Here is a 15,810-nt window from a genome sequence, read left to right as displayed (position 1 = left end):
GCTGGCACTCCTCTTGCTAGCTCCAGCCTATCCGCTGCATGACTGTCAAAAAAATGCGGCCGCCGGAGAGAGAAGTCCATGACCCAAGGTGTTGAATTCAATCGTCTGATGTTGGACATGCGTGCCATGCAGGCCGACGCCATGTCCCTGCCCAAGACTGTCGCCGCTCCTGAGCTGGCACCAGGGCAGAGCAGCTTCGCCGACATGCTTGGCCAGGCGATTGGCAAGGTGAACGACGTTCAGCAGGCTTCCAGCCAACTGTCCAACGCCTTCGAGATTGGCAAGAGCGGCGTGGATCTGACCGATGTGATGATCGCTTCGCAGAAGGCTTCCGTGTCGTTCCAGGCACTTACCCAGGTTCGTAACAAACTGGTGCAAGCGTACCAGGACATCATGCAGATGCCGGTTTAAGGGCGAGAGTTGAGTCATGGCCGAAGCAGTCGTCGATAACGCCCCCGCCAAGAGCGGCCCGCCAGCAGCCAAGCCGCCGCTGTTCGGCCTGTCGTTCCTGGAGAATATCTCGCAGATGCCCATGCTGCGCCAGATCGGTCTGCTGGTCGGCCTGGCCGCTAGCGTGGCCATCGGTTTTGCCGTTGTGCTGTGGTCGCAACAGCCGGACTACCGTCCGCTGTACCCCAGTCTGGCCGGCATGGACACCAAGCAGGTCATGGAGACCCTGGGCGGCGCTGACATTCCCTATCGCGTGGAGCCAAACTCTGGCGCACTGTTGGTCAAGGCCGACGATCTCTCCCGTGCGCGCCTGAAACTTGCAGCAGCCGGGGTGGCGCCGAGCGACGGTAACGTCGGTTTCGAGCTGCTCGACAAGGAGCAGGGCCTGGGCACCAGCCAGTTCATGGAAGCCACCCGCTATCGCCGTAGCCTGGAGGGTGAGCTGGCGCGGACCGTTTCGAGCCTGAACAACGTCAAGGCCGCCCGTGTGCACTTGGCCATTCCGAAAAGCTCGGTGTTCGTGCGTGACGAGCGCAAGCCAAGCGCTTCGGTACTGGTCGAGCTGTATCCGGGGCGCGCCCTGGAGGCCGGGCAGGTGATGGCTATCGTCAATCTGGTCGCTACCAGCGTGCCTGAGCTGGACAAGTCCCAAGTCACCGTGGTCGACCAGAAGGGCAACTTGCTCTCCGAGCAGATTCAGGACACCGCCCTGACCATGGCCGGCAAGCAGTTCGATTACAGCCGTCGCATGGAAGGCATGCTCACCCAGCGTGTGCACAATATCCTGCAACCGGTGCTGGGCAACGACCGTTACAAGGCCGAAGTCTCGGCCGATATCGACTTCAGTGCCGTCGAGTCCACCTCCGAGCAGTTCAATCCTGACCAGCCCGCGCTGCGTAGCGAGCAATCGGTCAACGAACAGCGCTCCAGCAGCCAGGGGCCGCAAGGCGTACCGGGTGCGTTGAGCAACCAGCCGCCAGGTCCTGCATCGGCGCCGCAGACCACTGGCGGCACCGCTGGTGCGACAGGTCCGATCCAGCCAGGCCAGCCGCTGGTCGACTCCAATGGCCAGCAGGTCATGGACCCGGCCACTGGTCAGCCGATGTTGGCGCCGTACCCCAGCGACAAGCGCCAGCAAAGCACCAAGAACTTCGAGCTGGACCGCTCCATCAGTCACACTCGTCAGCAGCAGGGTCGCCTGACCCGCTTGTCGGTGGCCGTGGTGGTGGACGATCAGGTCAAGCCCGGCGCAGCCAGCGGCGAAGTCACCCGTACGCCCTGGGGCGCCGAGGATCTGGCGCGCTTCACCCGCCTGGTGCAGGATGCGGTGGGCTTCGATGCCAGCCGTGGCGACAGCGTGACGGTGATCAACGTGCCATTCGCCGCCGACCGTGGCGAGGAGCTGGCCGACATCGCGTTCTACCAGCAGCCGTGGTTCTGGGACATCGTCAAGCAAGTGATGGGCGTCCTGTTCATCCTGGTGCTGGTGTTCGGTGTGCTGCGGCCTGTGCTCAACAACATCACCGGTGGCGGCAAGCAGGCTGCCACGGACAGCGACATGGAACTGGGCGGTATGATCGGTCTGGATGGCGAACTGGCCAACGACCGCGTCAGCCTGGGTGGTCCTTCAAGCATCCTGTTGCCGAGCCCGACCGAGGGTTATGAGGCGCAGCTCAACGCAATCAAGGGCCTGGTGGCCGAAGATCCGGGTCGCGTGGCCCAGGTCGTGAAAGAGTGGATCAACGACGATGAGTGACAACCGAGCCGTTACCGCCAAGCTGAGCCGCGTCGACAAAGCGGCGATCCTCCTGCTCTCGCTCGGTGAGACCGACGCGGCGCAGGTCCTGCGCCACATGGGGCCCAAGGAAGTGCAGCGGGTCGGCGTGGCCATGGCGCAGATGGGCAATATCCATCGCGAACAGGTCGAACAGGTGATGAGCGAGTTCGTCGAGGTGGTGGGCGACCAGACCAGTCTGGGTGTCGGCTCCGATGGCTACATTCGCAAGATGCTCAATCAGGCTCTGGGCGAGGACAAGGCCAACGGCCTGATCGACCGTATCCTGTTGGGTGGCAATACCAGCGGCCTGGACAGCCTCAAGTGGATGGAGCCGCGCGCGGTGGCTGACGTCATCCGCTACGAGCACCCGCAGATCCAGGCCATCGTGGTCGCCTACCTCGACCCCGACCAGGCCGGCGAGGTGCTGGGCAACTTCGACCACAAGGTACGCCTGGACATCGTCCTGCGCGTATCGTCGCTCAACACCGTGCAGCCGGCGGCGCTCAAGGAACTGAACCAGATTCTGGAGAAGCAGTTCTCGGGCAACTCCAACGCCGCGCGTACCACGCTGGGTGGTATCAAGCGTGCTGCGGACATCATGAACTTCCTCGACAGCTCGGTCGAAGGCGCACTGATGGATGCGATCCGCGAAATCGACAGCGACCTGTCCGAGCAGATCGAAGACTTGATGTTCGTGTTCAACAACCTGGCCGATGTCGACGACCGTGGCATTCAGGCGTTGTTGCGCGAAGTGTCTTCCGATGTGCTGGTGGTGTCGCTCAAGGGCGCCGACGAGCGAGTCAAGGACAAGATCTTCAAGAACATGTCCAAGCGTGCTTCGGAGCTGCTGCGCGACGACCTGGAGGCCAAGGGGCCGGTACGGGTCAGCGACGTGGAGACGGCGCAGAAGGAAATCCTCACCATCGCCCGGCGCATGGCCGACGCTGGCGAGATCGTGCTCGGTGGCAAGGGCGCCGAGGAAATGATTTAAGTCTCAAGTTGCGAGCCTCAAGCTGCAAGAGAAGGCCGGCGTACGTATCTGCTTTTTCTTGTGGCTTGCAGCTTGAAGCTTGTCGCTCGACCCCATTTCATCTGTAGGCGTTGCCATGTCCACCACCGAACACCCCAGCGACCTGATCCGCGCCCGCGACCTCGAAGGTGTCGATGTCTGGGCGCTGCCTAGCTTCGACCCGGAGCCCGAGCCTGAACCGGAACCTGAGCCTGAGGTCGTTGAAGAAGTCGAAGAGGTGCCGCTGGAAGAAGTCCAGCCGCTGACCCTCGAAGAACTCGAAGCCATCCGTCAGGAGGCTTACAACGAAGGCTTCGCCACCGGTGAGCGCGAAGGTTTCCATAGCACTCAGCTGAAGGTGCGCCAGGAGGCCGAAGTGGCTCTGGCGGCCAAGCTGCAGCAGCTCGAACAGCTGATGGGCCACCTGCTGGAGCCGGTCGCCGAGCAGGACACCCATATCGAGAAAGGCATGGTGCAACTGGTCGCGCACATGGCGCGCCAAGTCATCGGCCGCGAGCTGCGCAGCGACTCCAGCCAGATCACCCATGTGCTGCGCGAAGCCCTGAAGCTGCTGCCGATGGGCGCCGACAACATCCGCATCCACCTCAACCCGCAGGATTTCGAGCAGGTCAAGGCGCTGCGCGAGCGGCACGAGGAAAACTGGAAGCTGCTCGAAGACGAAGCGTTGCTGCCGGGCGGTTGCCGTATCGAGACCCTCCACAGCCGCATCGATGCGAGCATGGAAACCCGTATCGAAAAAGCCATCGCGCAACTGTTCGACCAGTCCCATGACCAGGCGCTGCACCCGGCTGCCCCGGATATTTCACTGGCGCTCGACGCGCGCGTGGGTGAGACCGATGCGCCTTGAACGCACCAGCTTCGCCAAGCGTCTTGAGGGCTATCAGGACGCCGTGAAGCTACCGGACCAGCCGGTGGTCGAAGGCCGTCTGCTACGCATGGTCGGCCTGACCTTGGAGGCCGAGGGCTTGCGCGCCGCTGTAGGCAGTCGCTGCCTGGTAATCAATGACGACAGCTACCATCCTGTGCAGGTGGAGGCCGAAGTGATGGGCTTTGCCGGCACCAAGGTGTTCCTGATGCCGGTTGGCAGCATCGCCGGCCTTGCCCCGGGTGCGCGAGTGGTACCGCTGGATGACAGTGGCCGTCTGCCCATGGGCATGAGCATGCTCGGTCGCGTGCTCGATGGTGCCGGTCGCGCGTTGGATGGTAAGGGCGGAATGAAGGCAGAGGATTGGGTGCCGATGGACGGCCCGATCATCAACCCGCTCAACCGCGACCCGATCAGCCAGCCGTTGGACGTGGGCATTCGCAGCATCAACGGCCTGCTCACCGTCGGTCGTGGCCAGCGCCTGGGGCTGTTCGCCGGTACCGGTGTCGGTAAGTCGGTGTTACTCGGCATGATGACCCGCTTTACCGAGGCGGAGATCATCGTGGTCGGGCTGATTGGCGAGCGGGGCCGCGAGGTGAAGGAGTTCATCGAGCACATTCTTGGCGAGGAAGGCCTCAAGCGCTCGGTGGTGGTGGCGTCCCCGGCGGACGATGCGCCGTTGATGCGTCTGCGTGCGGCCATGTACTGCACGCGTATCGCTGAATACTTCCGCGACAAGGGCAAGAACGTGCTGTTGCTGATGGACTCGCTGACGCGCTTTGCCCAGGCCCAGCGTGAAATTGCCCTGGCCATTGGTGAGCCGCCTGCTACGCGTGGTTATCCGCCTTCGGTGTTCGCCAAGTTGCCTAAGCTGGTGGAGCGTGCCGGCAACGGCGAGCCTGGTGGTGGCTCGATCACAGCCTTCTACACCGTGCTTTCCGAAGGCGATGACCAGCAGGACCCGATCGCTGACTCCGCCCGTGGCGTGCTCGACGGCCATTTCGTGCTGTCTCGGCGGTTGGCTGAAGAAGGGCACTATCCTGCCATCGATATCGAGGCCTCGATCAGCCGGGTGATGCCGCAGGTGGTCGACGCCGATCACCTGCGCCAGGCGCAGAAGCTCAAGCAGCTGTGGTCGCGCCTGTCGCAGAGCCGCGACTTGATCAGTGTCGGGGCGTATGTGGCCGGCGGCGACCCGGAGACGGACCTGGCCATCGCCTTGCAACCGAAGATGGTTGATTACCTGCGCCAGGCCTTGGACGAGAACGTGCCCATGGCTCAGAGCCGGGCCGAACTCGAGGCGATTTTCACCCCGCCGGCAGCGGGGCGATAGGCCGTGGGGCTGCCAAGTCGCGCTGCGCGTTTGGCTCCGGTGGTCGAGATGGCCGAGGAGACTGAGCGCAAGGCCGCGCAGCGCGTCGGGCATTTCCAGCAGCAACTCGCCCAGGCACAGGCCAAGCTGGCAGAGCTTGAGACGTTTCGTGAAGGTTATCAGGCGCAATGGATCAATCGCGGCGGGCAGGGTGTCAATGGCAGCTGGCTGGTCAACTACCAGCGCTTTCTCGGGCAGTTGGAAACCGCCATGACCCAGCAACGCCAGAGCATGGCGTGGCACCAGAACAACCTCAACAACGCACGTGGCAGTTGGCAGCAGGCGTATGCCCGTGTGGAAGGCCTGCGCAAGTTGGTGCAGCGTTACATGGACGAGGCGCGTCGCGCCGAGGACAAGCGTGAACAGCGCTTGCTGGATGAGTTGTCACAGCGCCTGCCACGCCAGAGCACCTTCTGACCTCGACGCGCTGGTGTTGTCAGGCAGGCCCGTGCGCAGTCGCGACAGCGGCCACCTTGCAGCTCAGGATGCCCCCTGCTAAACCTTCCAGTAGCATTCGCCATCATCGAAGGAATCGCTCGCATGGCACTCGAAACCGATCTTTCGCCGGACAAGAAGAAGCTGACGATCAGGGTCAAGGGTCGTTTCGACTTCGGCAAGCACGCGCAATTCAAGCAGGTCTACGAGGGTCTTCGACTGGAGTCGGTTGTGGTCGACCTCAAGGATGCCACTTACCTGGATAGCTCTGCATTGGGCATGCTCCTATTGTTGCGCGACTATGTGGGCGGTAATGAGCCTGACATTCGGGTGGTCCACGCCAGCCCTGACGTGCGCAAGATCCTGGCTATCTCCAATTTCGAACAACTCTTTGATATTAGTTGAGCATGTCTGCCGAACCGGCGTTGCGTGTGCTGGTGGCCGAAGATGGCGCCGCCGATCGCCTGTTGCTGGCGCAGATCGTGCGCCGTCAGGGGCATCAGGTGTGGACGGCGGAAAACGGTGAGCAGGCGGTGGCGCTGTTTCTCGAACAGCGCCCGCAGTTGGTGTTGCTCGATGCGCTGATGCCGGTCATGGACGGTTTCGAGGCAGCCCGGCGAATCAAGGCGCTGGCCGGCGAAGCGCTAGTCCCGATCATCTTCCTCACTTCGCTCAACGAGGAGCAGGCGCTGGTGCGTTGCCTTGAGGCTGGAGGCGACGATTTCATGGCCAAGCCCTACAGTCCGATCATCCTTGCGGCCAAGATCCGCGCCATGGATCGCCTGCGTCGGTTGCAGGCAACCGTGTTGCAACAGCGTGACCAGATCGCCAGGCACCACCATCACTTGCTCAACGAGCAGCGTGTGGCCAAGGCAGTGTTTGACAAGGTTGCGCACTCCGGCTGCCTCAACGCGCCAAATATTCGCTACCTGCAATCGCCTTACGCCTTGTTCAACGGTGACCTGTTACTGGCGGCCTTCACCCCTGGTGGCGACATGCACGTGCTGCTCGGTGACTTTACCGGGCACGGCCTGCCCGCTGCGGTGGGTGCCATGCCGTTGGCCGAAGTGTTCTACGGCATGACTGCCAAGGGCTACGGCCTGGTGGAAACGCTGCGCGAGATGAACGCCAAGCTCAAGCGCATCCTGCCGGTGGACATGTTCTGCTGTGCGCTGCTGGTCAAGGTGGGTTTTCAGCGCGGTACGGTCGAGGTTTGGAACGGTGGCATGCCTGATGGCTATCGTTTGTCCGCAACGGGCGAGGTGCTGGGGGTGTTGCCGTCACGGCATTTGCCGCTCGGTATCCTGCCTTGCGAGCAGTTCGACGACCGCACCGAGGTGCTGCCGTTGGCGGTGGGCGAGCGCTTGCTGCTGCTGTCCGATGGCGTGGTCGATAGCACTGATGTCAGCGAGCGCCTGTTCGGTGTCGAGCGCCTGCAGCGGGTGTTGGCTGACAACCGTGATCCAAGCCTGCTATTCGAAGAGGTCATGCAGGCGCTGGCACATTTTGGTGGGCAGTCGCGGGACGATATCAGCTTGTGCGATGTGCGCATGCTCGGGCCCGAGGAGGTCAGCGCACAGCCGGTGGTGTACTCCGACAGCGGGCGTTCTAGCCCGCTGGATTGGTCGATGCAGTTCGAGTTGCGCGGCGAGAGCCTGAGTCGCTTCAATCCGATTCCGTACCTGGTGCAACTCTTGCAGGAAATTCATGGCCTGCGGCCAAGCAGCGGCATCCTCCATAGTGTGCTCAGCGAACTCTACTCCAATGCCTTGGAGCATGGTGTGCTGGGCCTGGATTCCAGGATCAAGCGCGACGCTCAGGGCTTCTGCGAGTACTATCGCCTACGCAGCGAGCGCTTGGCGCAAGCGCCGGACGGTTTCGTGCGTATTGGCCTGAAGGTGGAACCGTATCCCCAAGGTGGGCGTCTGACGATCGAGGTCCGTGACAGCGGTGCGGGCTTTGATGCGGATGAGGTGTTGGCACGCCGCCCTGTCGAGCATGGCTTTCACGGCCGAGGGCTAGGCCTGGTCAGTCGCTTGGGGCACGACGCGCAGTGGCTGGAAGGCGGTCGATTGGCGCGGGTGATGTTCCAGTGGTAGAGCGAGGGCGGGTCGGGCAGCGTTGCCCGACCTAGCTTCAGGTGGGCTTGATCAGGGAGTGAGCAAGTGATGGACATACATATTGATCACAAGGTCCTAAGCGATCTGCGCGAGGTCATGGAAGATGGCTACCTGCAATTGCTGGAAACCTTTCTTGAAGACTCCGAGCGGCGGCTGAGCCAGCTGCATGAGGCCAAGGACGCCGCCGAACTGGGCTTGGCCGCCCACAGTTTCAAAGGCAGCAGTGGCAACATGGGGGCAGTGGGCCTGGCTGGGCTTTGCCAGCAATTGGAGGAGCGGGTCAAGCAATTGCCGCTTTACGGTATCGAGGACCTGATCAATCGTATCGACCAGGAATACCTCGAAGTGCAGCGCTTCTACCGCAACGAACGGCAGCGGATTTCTGCACAGTAACCAGACCTGGCTCGACTTTTGCCTGTCTTTACCCAGACGTTTTTTCAAGTTTCTGGCGTGGAGACCTTTCAATGCCTGTCGCACCCAATCCATTGTTGCAAGCCGGCCTGCTGAACAAGACCTCGCGTTCGGTCACCGGGGGTGTGGACAAACCGCTGCAGGCACCCGCCGATCAGGGCTCGGGCTTCGACAAGGTCATGGCCCGGCAAGGCCGTGACGCGGTGTCCAAGCGTGATGACAAGGTTGCCCAGGCCCCGGCGCAGCCCAAGCCAAAGGACAAGCCTGAACCTGCCGCTGGCGGCAAGAAGGACGACGTTGCCGCGCCAACCGTTGCCGATGACGGCAATAGCTTGCCAGCGACTCCAGTGGCTGACGCCAGCCAGGATGGCAGCAGCGACCCGGCAGCGTCCTTGGATTCGAACCTGGTAGCCGGGCAGGTCACCGATGCCCAGCCTGGCGCGCAGTTGCTCCAGGCTCAGGCCGAAGCCGTAGCGCCCGTTCTGCAACAGGCTGCCGCGCAGCCGCAAGCCGCCGAACAGCCGGTGCAGGAGGCTGTGGCCGAGGCATTCGATCCCGAGGCCGATCCGCTGGCTGATATGCCGGCGCTGCGCATGGCTCTGGAGCACAGTGCCCAAGCCAAAGGGACGACCTCGGCGCATGCCAGCAGTCGCAACGAGAACGCCGCCGCGCAATCGAGCGACCCCAACTCGGGTGCCGTCAATACCTTGGCGAACCTGGTCGAAAAGGCTGACGCCGAACCTGGCCAATCCGAAGGGGGCGACAAGGCCTTTGCGGGCTTGATCGACGACGGCCTGAAAGACCTCAAGGGCGCCAGCAGTGACACTCGCGTGGATGATTTCGCCAATCGCCTGGCCAATCTGACCCAGGCGGCGACTGCCAAGACGGCTAATGCCGTGCCGGTGACCCCGAGCCCCTTGGCGCAGCCGTTGGCGATGAACCAGGGCGCCTGGACCGAGGGGCTGGTCAACCGGGTCATGTACCTGTCCAGCCAGAACCTCAAGTCGGCGGATATCCAGCTTGAGCCTGCCGAGCTGGGGCGTTTGGACATTCGCGTCAATGTGGCGGCGGATCAGTCGACCCAGATCCACTTCGTCAGCGGTCACGCCGGTGTGCGCGACGCGCTCGACAGTCAGGTCTATCGCCTGCGTGAGTTGTTCGCCCAGCAGGGGCTTTCCCAGCCTGATGTCAGCGTCGCCGACCAGTCTCGTGGCCAGCAGCAACAGCAAGCCCAGCAGCAGGGCTCGAACCTGTCCGGCGTGGCTGCGCGCCGTGCGGCCGGTGGTGCGGCCGAGGGTAATGAGCTGGCGGATGCTGCTCGCCCGCTGGAACAACAGGTGGTGATCGGCGACAGCGCGGTCGATTACTACGCCTGAAATGCCTGGTCGATCGCGGCGCATCGATCCCAGGTGCGCTGCGATACATTGGGTTTATTCGCTCGAACGATAGCGCCGACAAATCTGGCATAACACTTGCTCAAGCCTCGTCATCCTTCTTTGAAACCTCGATGGACGACGGATTATTGGCATGGCGAAGAGCGAAGCAGTGAAAGACCCCGCCGCTAAAGGCAAACTCAAGCTGATCCTGCTGCTGGTAGTGGCCCTGCTGCTGGCGGTCGGCCTCTCGGTGGGCGCCACGTGGTTCTTCATGCACAAGAGCGAGCCTGCGCCAGCACCCGACGCAGCGGCCGCCAACGTCAAGCAGGCCGCGATCTACGAGCCCCTGGCGCCGGCCTTCGTGGTCAACTTCAACCAGAACGGGCGTCAGCGCTACATGCAGGTGAGCATCACCATGCAGGGCCGCAACCAGGCAGATCTGGATGCCCTGAAAGTGCACATGCCGGTGATCCGCAACAACTTGGTGATGATGTTCTCCGGCCAAGGTTTCGACACCCTGGCTGCCAGTTCGGTAGGCCAGGAAATGCTGCGCCAGAAAGCCACCGCGGTGGTCCAGGAAGTGGCCCAGAAGGAAGTCGGCAAGCCGGTCATCGACCAATTGCTGTTCACCAATTTCGTATTGCAGTAGGAGCACACAGATGGCCGTGCAGGACCTGCTGTCCCAGGATGAGATCGACGCCCTGCTGCATGGGGTGGACGATGGTCTGGTACAAACCGAGAGTGCTGGCGACCCGGGCAGCATCAAAAGTTACGACCTGACCAGTCAGGATCGTATCGTTCGGGGTCGCATGCCGACCCTGGAAATGATCAACGAGCGTTTCGCCCGTTACACCCGCATCAGCATGTTCAACCTGCTGCGCCGCTCTGCGGACGTTGCGGTAGGCGGCGTGCAGGTGATGAAGTTCGGCGAGTACGTGCATTCGCTGTACGTGCCTACCAGCTTGAACTTGGTCAAGATCAAGCCGCTGCGCGGTACTTCGCTGTTCATCCTTGATGCCAAGCTGGTGTTCAAGCTGGTGGACAACTTCTTCGGCGGCGACGGCCGTCACGCCAAGATCGAGGGTCGTGAATTCACTCCCACGGAGCTGCGTGTGGTGCGCATGGTGCTGGACCAGTGCTTCGTTGACCTCAAGGAGGCCTGGCAGGCGATCATGCCGGTCAACTTCGAGTACATCAACTCCGAGGTCAACCCGGCCATGGCCAACATCGTCGGCCCGAGCGAGGCGGTGGTGGTTTCGACCTTCCACATCGAGCTTGACGGCGGCGGTGGCGACCTGCACGTAACCATGCCGTACTCGATGATCGAGCCGGTGCGCGAGATGCTCGACGCTGGCTTCCAGTCCGACCTGGATGATCAGGATGAGCGCTGGGTCAAGGCCCTGCGCGAGGACGTGCTGGACGTCAACGTGCCGCTTTCGGCCACCGTTGCCCGCCGCCAGATGAAACTGCGCGACATCCTGCACATGCAGCCGGGCGACGTGATCCCGGTAGAGCTGCCCGAGCATCTGGTGCTGCGTGCCAATGGCGTGCCGTCGTTCAAGGCGCGGTTGGGCTCGCACAAGGGCACGCTGTCCCTGCAGATCATCGACCCGATCGTGCGCCGTTGAAGGCGTAACGCTCGAACCCAACGAATTGAATGCCTGTCGAGGAAATCATGGCTAACGAAAACGAGATCAATTCTCCAGAAGAGCAGGCCCTGGCCGATGAGTGGGCTGCGGCGCTCGAGGAGACCGGCGATGCCGGCCAGTCCGACATCGACGCGCTGCTGGCCGGCGACGGCGGTGGCGATCGCTTGCAGATGGAGGAGTTCGCAAGCTCGCCGAAGCCGAACGAGAACGTCAGCCTCGAAGGCCCTAACCTGGATGTGATCCTCGACATTCCGGTGAGCATCTCCATGGAAGTCGGCAGCACCGAAATCAGCATCCGCAACTTGTTGCAGCTCAACCAGGGCTCGGTCATCGAACTCGACCGCCTGGCCGGCGAGCCGCTGGATGTGCTGGTCAACGGCACCTTGGTAGCTCACGGTGAAGTGGTGGTGGTCAACGAGAAGTTCGGCATCCGCCTGACTGACGTGATCAGCCCCAGCGAACGCATCAAGAAGTTGCGCTGAGTGAAAGCCACATTGCGGGCCATCGCGGCCCTGGCTGCGCTGCTGGCTAGCGAAGCGGTGATCGCCGCCGCCGAGCCTGCGCTTGCGACTGCCGCCGCCGCCGCGCCTGCGGCGCCCGGTGGCTTGGGCGCGCAATTGGCGCAGACGGTGTTCGGCCTGCTGCTGGTGGTGGCTTTGATTTTCGGCCTGGCCTGGGTGCTGCGCCGCATGCAGGGCAACGCCCGACAGGGCGCGCCGGTGATCGATATCGTCGGCATCCGCGCCATCGGTCCGCGTGACCGTCTGTTGCTGGTGCAAGTCGGCAAGGAGCAGATCCTGATCGGTCACACGCCAGGCAGTATCGAGGCCCTGCACGTGCTGGCCGAACCTGTCGAGGTGCCGGCTGCGTCGCGCCAGGCCACGCCGGAATTCGCCCAGCGGCTGCTCGAGCTGATGGGCAAGGATCATAAGGACAAGACGTGATGAACGGCGCTGCGCGCTTGCTGTTGACCCTGGCGCTGTTGTTGGCGGCGCCGTTGGCCCTGGCTGCCGACCCGCTGTCGATTCCGGCCATCACCCTGTCCAATGGGGCGGACGGGCAGCAGGAGTATTCGGTCAGTCTGCAAATTCTGCTGATCATGACGGCGCTGAGCTTCATTCCCGCGTTCGTCATCCTGATGACCAGCTTCACCCGTATCATCATCGTGTTCTCTATCTTGCGTCAGGCGCTGGGCTTGCAGCAGACACCGTCGAACCAAGTGCTCACAGGCATGGCGCTGTTTCTGACCATGTTCATCATGGCTCCAGTGTTCGAGAAGGTGAACAGTGGGGCCATCCAGCCCTATCTGGCCGAACAGATGACTGCTCAGCAAGCCATCGACAAGGCCCAGGGCCCGCTCAAGGACTTCATGCTGGCGCAAACCCGGCAGAGCGACTTGGACTTGTTCGTGCGCCTGTCCAAGCGCACCGATATCGCCGGGCCTGACCAGGTCCCGCTGACCATCCTGGTGCCGGCATTCGTCACCTCCGAGCTGAAGACCGCCTTTCAGATCGGCTTCATGATCTTCATTCCGTTCCTGATCATCGACATGGTGGTGGCCAGTGTGCTGATGGCGATGGGTATGATGATGCTCTCGCCGTTGATCATCTCGTTGCCGTTCAAGATCATGCTGTTCGTGCTGGTGGATGGCTGGGCGCTGATCATGGGCACCCTTGCCGGCAGTTTCGGCGGCGTTTGACGCTGCCCCAGGAGAGCGACCCATGACCCCTGAAGTTGCCGTCGACCTGTTTCGAGACGCCCTCTGGCTAACCACGCTGATGGTCGCCATCCTGGTGGTTCCCAGCTTGCTGGTGGGCCTGGTGGTGGCGATGTTCCAGGCCGCCACGCAGATCAACGAACAGACCCTGAGCTTTCTGCCGCGCCTGCTGGTGATGCTGGTCACGCTGATCGTTGCGGGCCCGTGGCTGGTGCAGAAGTTCATGGAGTATTTCATTGGCCTGTACACCAGCATTCCGCAGTTGATCGGTTGATGCCGCCATGCTGGAGCTGACCGACACGCAGATCGGCACCTGGGTCGCGACGTTCATCCTGCCGTTGTTCCGGGTTACGGCGGTGCTGATGACCATGCCGATCTTCGGGACCCGCATGCTGCCGGCGCGGGTGCGTCTGTATGCGGCGGTGGCAATCACCGTGGTGATCGTGCCGGGGTTGCCGCCGCTGCCTGAGATCGATCCGTTGAGTCTGCGCGGGGTGATGCTGTGTGGCGAGCAGATCATCGTCGGCGCGCTGTTCGGTTTTGCGCTGCAGTTGCTGTTCCAGGCGTTCGTGATCGCCGGGCAGATCATCGCTGTGCAGATGGGTATGGCGTTCGCCTCGATGGTCGATCCGGCCAACGGGGTCAACGTGGCGGTGGTCAGCCAGTTCATGACCATGCTGGTGAGCGTGCTGTTCTTGCTGATGAACGGTCATTTGGTGGTGTTCGAGGTGTTAACCGAGAGCTTCACCACCTTGCCTATCGGCAATGCCTTGGTGGTCAATCATTTCTGGCAGATGGCTGGGCGCCTGAGCTGGGTGCTAGGGGCAGGGCTGCTGCTGATCCTGCCGGCGATCGCCGCGCTGCTGGTGGTGAACATCGCGTTCGGTGTGATGACCCGTGCGGCACCGCAGTTGAACATTTTCTCCATCGGTTTTCCGCTGACGTTGGTGCTGGGTATCGGCATCTTCTGGGTAGGCTTGGCCGATATCCTTTCCCACTACCAGGCGCTGGCCAGCGAAACGCTACAGTGGCTGCGTGAACTTGCACGGGCGCGCTGAGCATGGCAGAGAGCGAGAGCGGTCAGGACAAGACAGAAGAACCCACCGACAAGCGTAAGCGCGACGCGCGCGAAAAAGGTGAGATCGCCCGGTCCAAGGAACTCAACACTGTGGGCGTTACCTTGGCCGGAGCTGGTGGCTTGCTTGCGTTCGGCGGTTCCCTGGCCGAGTCGTTGATGAGCATGATGCGCATGAACTTCTCCCTCACTCGCGAGGTGATCGTGGATGAGCGCAGCATGGGCGCGTTCCTGCTGGCGTCGGGCAAGATGGCCATCTGGGCGACGCAGCCTGTGCTGATCCTGTTGTTTGTGGTGGCTTTCGTTGCGCCTATCGCGCTGGGTGGTTTCCTGTTCTCCGGCAGCTTGCTGCAACCGAAGTTCAGCCGCATGAACCCGCTGTCGGGGATCAAGCGTATGTTTTCGATGCATGCCTTGACCGAGTTACTCAAGGCGTTGGCGAAGTTCTTCGTGATCCTGATCGTGGCGCTGCTGGTGCTGTCCAGCGACCGTCAGGCGTTGCTGTCGATCGCCAACGAGCCGTTGGAGCAGGCGATCATCCATAGTGTGCAGGTGGTGGGCTGGAGTGCGCTGTGGATGTCGGCAGGGTTGTTGCTGATCGCGGCGGCGGATGTGCCGTTCCAGCTGTGGCAGACCCACAAGAAGCTGAAGATGACCAAGCAAGAGGTCAAGGATGAGTACAAGGACAGCGAGGGTAAGCCCGAGGTCAAGCAGCGTATCCGTCAACTGCAGCGCGAGGCCTCGCAGCGGCGCATGATGGCGGCGGTGCCTGAGGCTGATGTGATCATCACCAACCCGACGCACTATGCCGTGGCGTTGCAGTACGACCCGGAGAAGGGCGGGGTGGCGCCGCTGCTGTTGGCCAAGGGGACTGACTTCATTGCCTTGAAGATTCGCGAGATCGGGGTGGAGCATAAGGTGCAGATCCTTGAGTCGCCGGCGTTGGCGCGGGCTATCTACTATTCCACCGAGCTTGAGCAGGAGATTCCGGCGGGGCTTTACCTGGCGGTGGCGCAGGTGTTGGCTTATGTGTTTCAGATTCGGCAGTATCGGGCTGGGCGTGGGAAGGCGCCTGAGCCTTTGAAGAAGGATTTGCCGATTCCTGATGATTTGCGGCGTGATGAGTGATTGGTTTGTTTGGTTTGTTTGGTTTGTTTGGTTTGTTTGGTTTGTTTGTTGGTTTTGATGGCGGTATGCGCATTCATTATTGATGTTGACTTTGAGTCACCTTTCCGCCCTTACGGCGGGTAACTTTTTGAAGGATCAAAAAGTCACCAAAAAATCCTCGCTCCATTCATTCGGCCCCTGCGCTTCGCTCCGGGGTTCCCTCGCTACGGTGACTTGCGGGCCCGCGCGGCCTCCGACTTGCTACGCAAGTCTACATCTCGCGCCTTCGGCTGCGCCGAAGGGTGCTGCGCACCTTGGGCCCTCCAGTCACCTCCGCTCGGCCTACTGAAGTCGCGAAGTTAGGGGTGGCGCCTGTACTTGCGCAGCTAACCGCTAGTTACAGTTGTGGGAACTCTGGATTACAGG

At 62.1% G+C, this 15,810-nt stretch carries 18 protein-coding genes; all 18 read left to right on the top strand.

What is annotated here, in order from left to right; translation table 11 throughout:
* Positions 1-78 precede the first annotated feature (78 nt).
* The 18 genes from fliE (at position 79) to flhB (ending at position 15,405) form a co-directional block, all read left to right on the top strand.
* Positions 79-411: a flagellar hook-basal body complex protein FliE gene (gene fliE / locus ACNFIC_RS19445; protein ID WP_138218196.1), complete on the top strand. Its 333-nt coding sequence runs from the start codon at positions 79-81 to the stop codon at positions 409-411.
* 16 nt (positions 412-427) lie between these two features.
* Positions 428-2,206, top strand: coding sequence for a flagellar basal-body MS-ring/collar protein FliF (fliF, locus tag ACNFIC_RS19440; RefSeq protein WP_138218195.1), 1,779 nt, complete (start codon positions 428-430; stop codon positions 2,204-2,206).
* On the top strand, positions 2,199-3,218 hold the full coding sequence (gene fliG, locus ACNFIC_RS19435) for a flagellar motor switch protein FliG (protein ID WP_138218194.1): 1,020 nt from the start codon (positions 2,199-2,201) through the stop codon (positions 3,216-3,218). Before fliF ends, fliG begins: the two co-directional genes overlap by 8 nt.
* A gap of 115 nt (positions 3,219-3,333) precedes the next feature.
* Positions 3,334-4,104, top strand: coding sequence for a flagellar assembly protein FliH (gene fliH / locus ACNFIC_RS19430; protein ID WP_416781651.1), 771 nt, complete (start codon positions 3,334-3,336; stop codon positions 4,102-4,104).
* Positions 4,094-5,455: a flagellar protein export ATPase FliI gene (fliI, locus tag ACNFIC_RS19425; RefSeq protein WP_138218192.1), complete on the top strand. Its 1,362-nt coding sequence runs from the start codon at positions 4,094-4,096 to the stop codon at positions 5,453-5,455. The genes fliH and fliI overlap by 11 nt, the downstream gene beginning before the upstream one ends.
* A gap of 3 nt (positions 5,456-5,458) precedes the next feature.
* Positions 5,459-5,911: a flagellar export protein FliJ gene (gene fliJ / locus ACNFIC_RS19420; RefSeq protein ID WP_416781650.1), complete on the top strand. Its 453-nt coding sequence runs from the start codon at positions 5,459-5,461 to the stop codon at positions 5,909-5,911.
* Positions 5,912-6,034: 123 nt separating this feature from the next.
* On the top strand, positions 6,035-6,334 hold the full coding sequence (locus ACNFIC_RS19415) for an STAS domain-containing protein (RefSeq protein WP_138218190.1): 300 nt from the start codon (positions 6,035-6,037) through the stop codon (positions 6,332-6,334).
* A 2-nt stretch (positions 6,335-6,336) separates the two neighbouring features.
* Positions 6,337-8,028, top strand: a complete 1,692-nt coding sequence (locus tag ACNFIC_RS19410) for an ATP-binding SpoIIE family protein phosphatase (RefSeq protein WP_416781649.1) — start codon at positions 6,337-6,339, stop codon at positions 8,026-8,028.
* 66 nt (positions 8,029-8,094) lie between these two features.
* Entirely contained in the window at positions 8,095-8,442 is a 348-nt protein-coding gene (locus ACNFIC_RS19405) for an Hpt domain-containing protein (protein ID WP_138218188.1), read from the top strand.
* 71 nt (positions 8,443-8,513) lie between these two features.
* A complete protein-coding gene (locus ACNFIC_RS19400; protein ID WP_416781648.1) occupies positions 8,514-9,836 on the top strand; it encodes a flagellar hook-length control protein FliK in 1,323 nt (440 codons plus the stop codon).
* Between the two features lie 151 nt (positions 9,837-9,987).
* Positions 9,988-10,485, top strand: coding sequence for a flagellar basal body-associated protein FliL (fliL, locus tag ACNFIC_RS19395; RefSeq protein ID WP_416781647.1), 498 nt, complete (start codon positions 9,988-9,990; stop codon positions 10,483-10,485).
* Between the two features lie 10 nt (positions 10,486-10,495).
* Positions 10,496-11,464, top strand: a complete 969-nt coding sequence (fliM, locus tag ACNFIC_RS19390) for a flagellar motor switch protein FliM (RefSeq protein WP_138218185.1) — start codon at positions 10,496-10,498, stop codon at positions 11,462-11,464.
* 47 nt (positions 11,465-11,511) lie between these two features.
* Positions 11,512-11,967 carry a flagellar motor switch protein FliN gene (gene fliN, locus ACNFIC_RS19385; protein WP_138218184.1) on the top strand — a complete coding sequence of 152 codons (456 nt, stop codon included), beginning with the start codon at positions 11,512-11,514 and terminating at the stop codon, positions 11,965-11,967.
* Entirely contained in the window at positions 11,968-12,429 is a 462-nt protein-coding gene (gene fliO, locus ACNFIC_RS19380; protein ID WP_138218183.1) for a flagellar biosynthetic protein FliO, read from the top strand. It begins immediately after the preceding gene.
* A complete protein-coding gene (fliP, locus tag ACNFIC_RS19375; RefSeq protein WP_138218182.1) occupies positions 12,429-13,184 on the top strand; it encodes a flagellar type III secretion system pore protein FliP in 756 nt (251 codons plus the stop codon). The genes fliO and fliP overlap by 1 nt, the downstream gene beginning before the upstream one ends.
* Positions 13,185-13,206: 22 nt before the next feature.
* Complete coding sequence (gene fliQ, locus ACNFIC_RS19370) at positions 13,207-13,476, top strand: flagellar biosynthesis protein FliQ (RefSeq protein ID WP_138218181.1); 270 nt, start codon at positions 13,207-13,209, stop codon at positions 13,474-13,476.
* A 7-nt stretch (positions 13,477-13,483) separates the two neighbouring features.
* Positions 13,484-14,260, top strand: coding sequence for a flagellar biosynthetic protein FliR (gene fliR / locus ACNFIC_RS19365; protein WP_138218180.1), 777 nt, complete (start codon positions 13,484-13,486; stop codon positions 14,258-14,260).
* A 2-nt stretch (positions 14,261-14,262) separates the two neighbouring features.
* Entirely contained in the window at positions 14,263-15,405 is a 1,143-nt protein-coding gene (flhB, locus tag ACNFIC_RS19360) for a flagellar biosynthesis protein FlhB (RefSeq protein ID WP_138218179.1), read from the top strand.
* The last annotated feature ends 405 nt before the right edge of the window (positions 15,406-15,810 follow it).

The organism is Pseudomonas sp. NY15463, from assembly GCF_048068415.1.
Classification (GTDB): domain Bacteria; phylum Pseudomonadota; class Gammaproteobacteria; order Pseudomonadales; family Pseudomonadaceae; genus Aquipseudomonas; species Aquipseudomonas mosselii_C.
This window is presented reverse-complemented; position numbering and strand designations above follow the sequence as displayed.

Coding starts and splice junctions, on each gene's coding strand:
- fliH (WP_416781651.1), top strand. CDS start 3,334: ATGTCCACCACCGAACACCCCAGCGACCTGATCCGCGCCCGCGACCTC.
- fliQ (WP_138218181.1), top strand. CDS start 13,207: ATGACCCCTGAAGTTGCCGTCGACCTGTTTCGAGACGCCCTCTGGCTA.
- ACNFIC_RS19400 (WP_416781648.1), top strand. CDS start 8,514: ATGCCTGTCGCACCCAATCCATTGTTGCAAGCCGGCCTGCTGAACAAG.
- flhB (WP_138218179.1), top strand. CDS start 14,263: ATGGCAGAGAGCGAGAGCGGTCAGGACAAGACAGAAGAACCCACCGAC.
- fliI (WP_138218192.1), top strand. CDS start 4,094: ATGCGCCTTGAACGCACCAGCTTCGCCAAGCGTCTTGAGGGCTATCAG.
- fliR (WP_138218180.1), top strand. CDS start 13,484: ATGCTGGAGCTGACCGACACGCAGATCGGCACCTGGGTCGCGACGTTC.
- fliN (WP_138218184.1), top strand. CDS start 11,512: ATGGCTAACGAAAACGAGATCAATTCTCCAGAAGAGCAGGCCCTGGCC.
- fliM (WP_138218185.1), top strand. CDS start 10,496: ATGGCCGTGCAGGACCTGCTGTCCCAGGATGAGATCGACGCCCTGCTG.
- fliL (WP_416781647.1), top strand. CDS start 9,988: ATGGCGAAGAGCGAAGCAGTGAAAGACCCCGCCGCTAAAGGCAAACTC.
- fliF (WP_138218195.1), top strand. CDS start 428: ATGGCCGAAGCAGTCGTCGATAACGCCCCCGCCAAGAGCGGCCCGCCA.
- fliG (WP_138218194.1), top strand. CDS start 2,199: ATGAGTGACAACCGAGCCGTTACCGCCAAGCTGAGCCGCGTCGACAAA.
- fliP (WP_138218182.1), top strand. CDS start 12,429: ATGAACGGCGCTGCGCGCTTGCTGTTGACCCTGGCGCTGTTGTTGGCG.
- fliE (WP_138218196.1), top strand. CDS start 79: ATGACCCAAGGTGTTGAATTCAATCGTCTGATGTTGGACATGCGTGCC.
- ACNFIC_RS19415 (WP_138218190.1), top strand. CDS start 6,035: ATGGCACTCGAAACCGATCTTTCGCCGGACAAGAAGAAGCTGACGATC.
- ACNFIC_RS19410 (WP_416781649.1), top strand. CDS start 6,337: ATGTCTGCCGAACCGGCGTTGCGTGTGCTGGTGGCCGAAGATGGCGCC.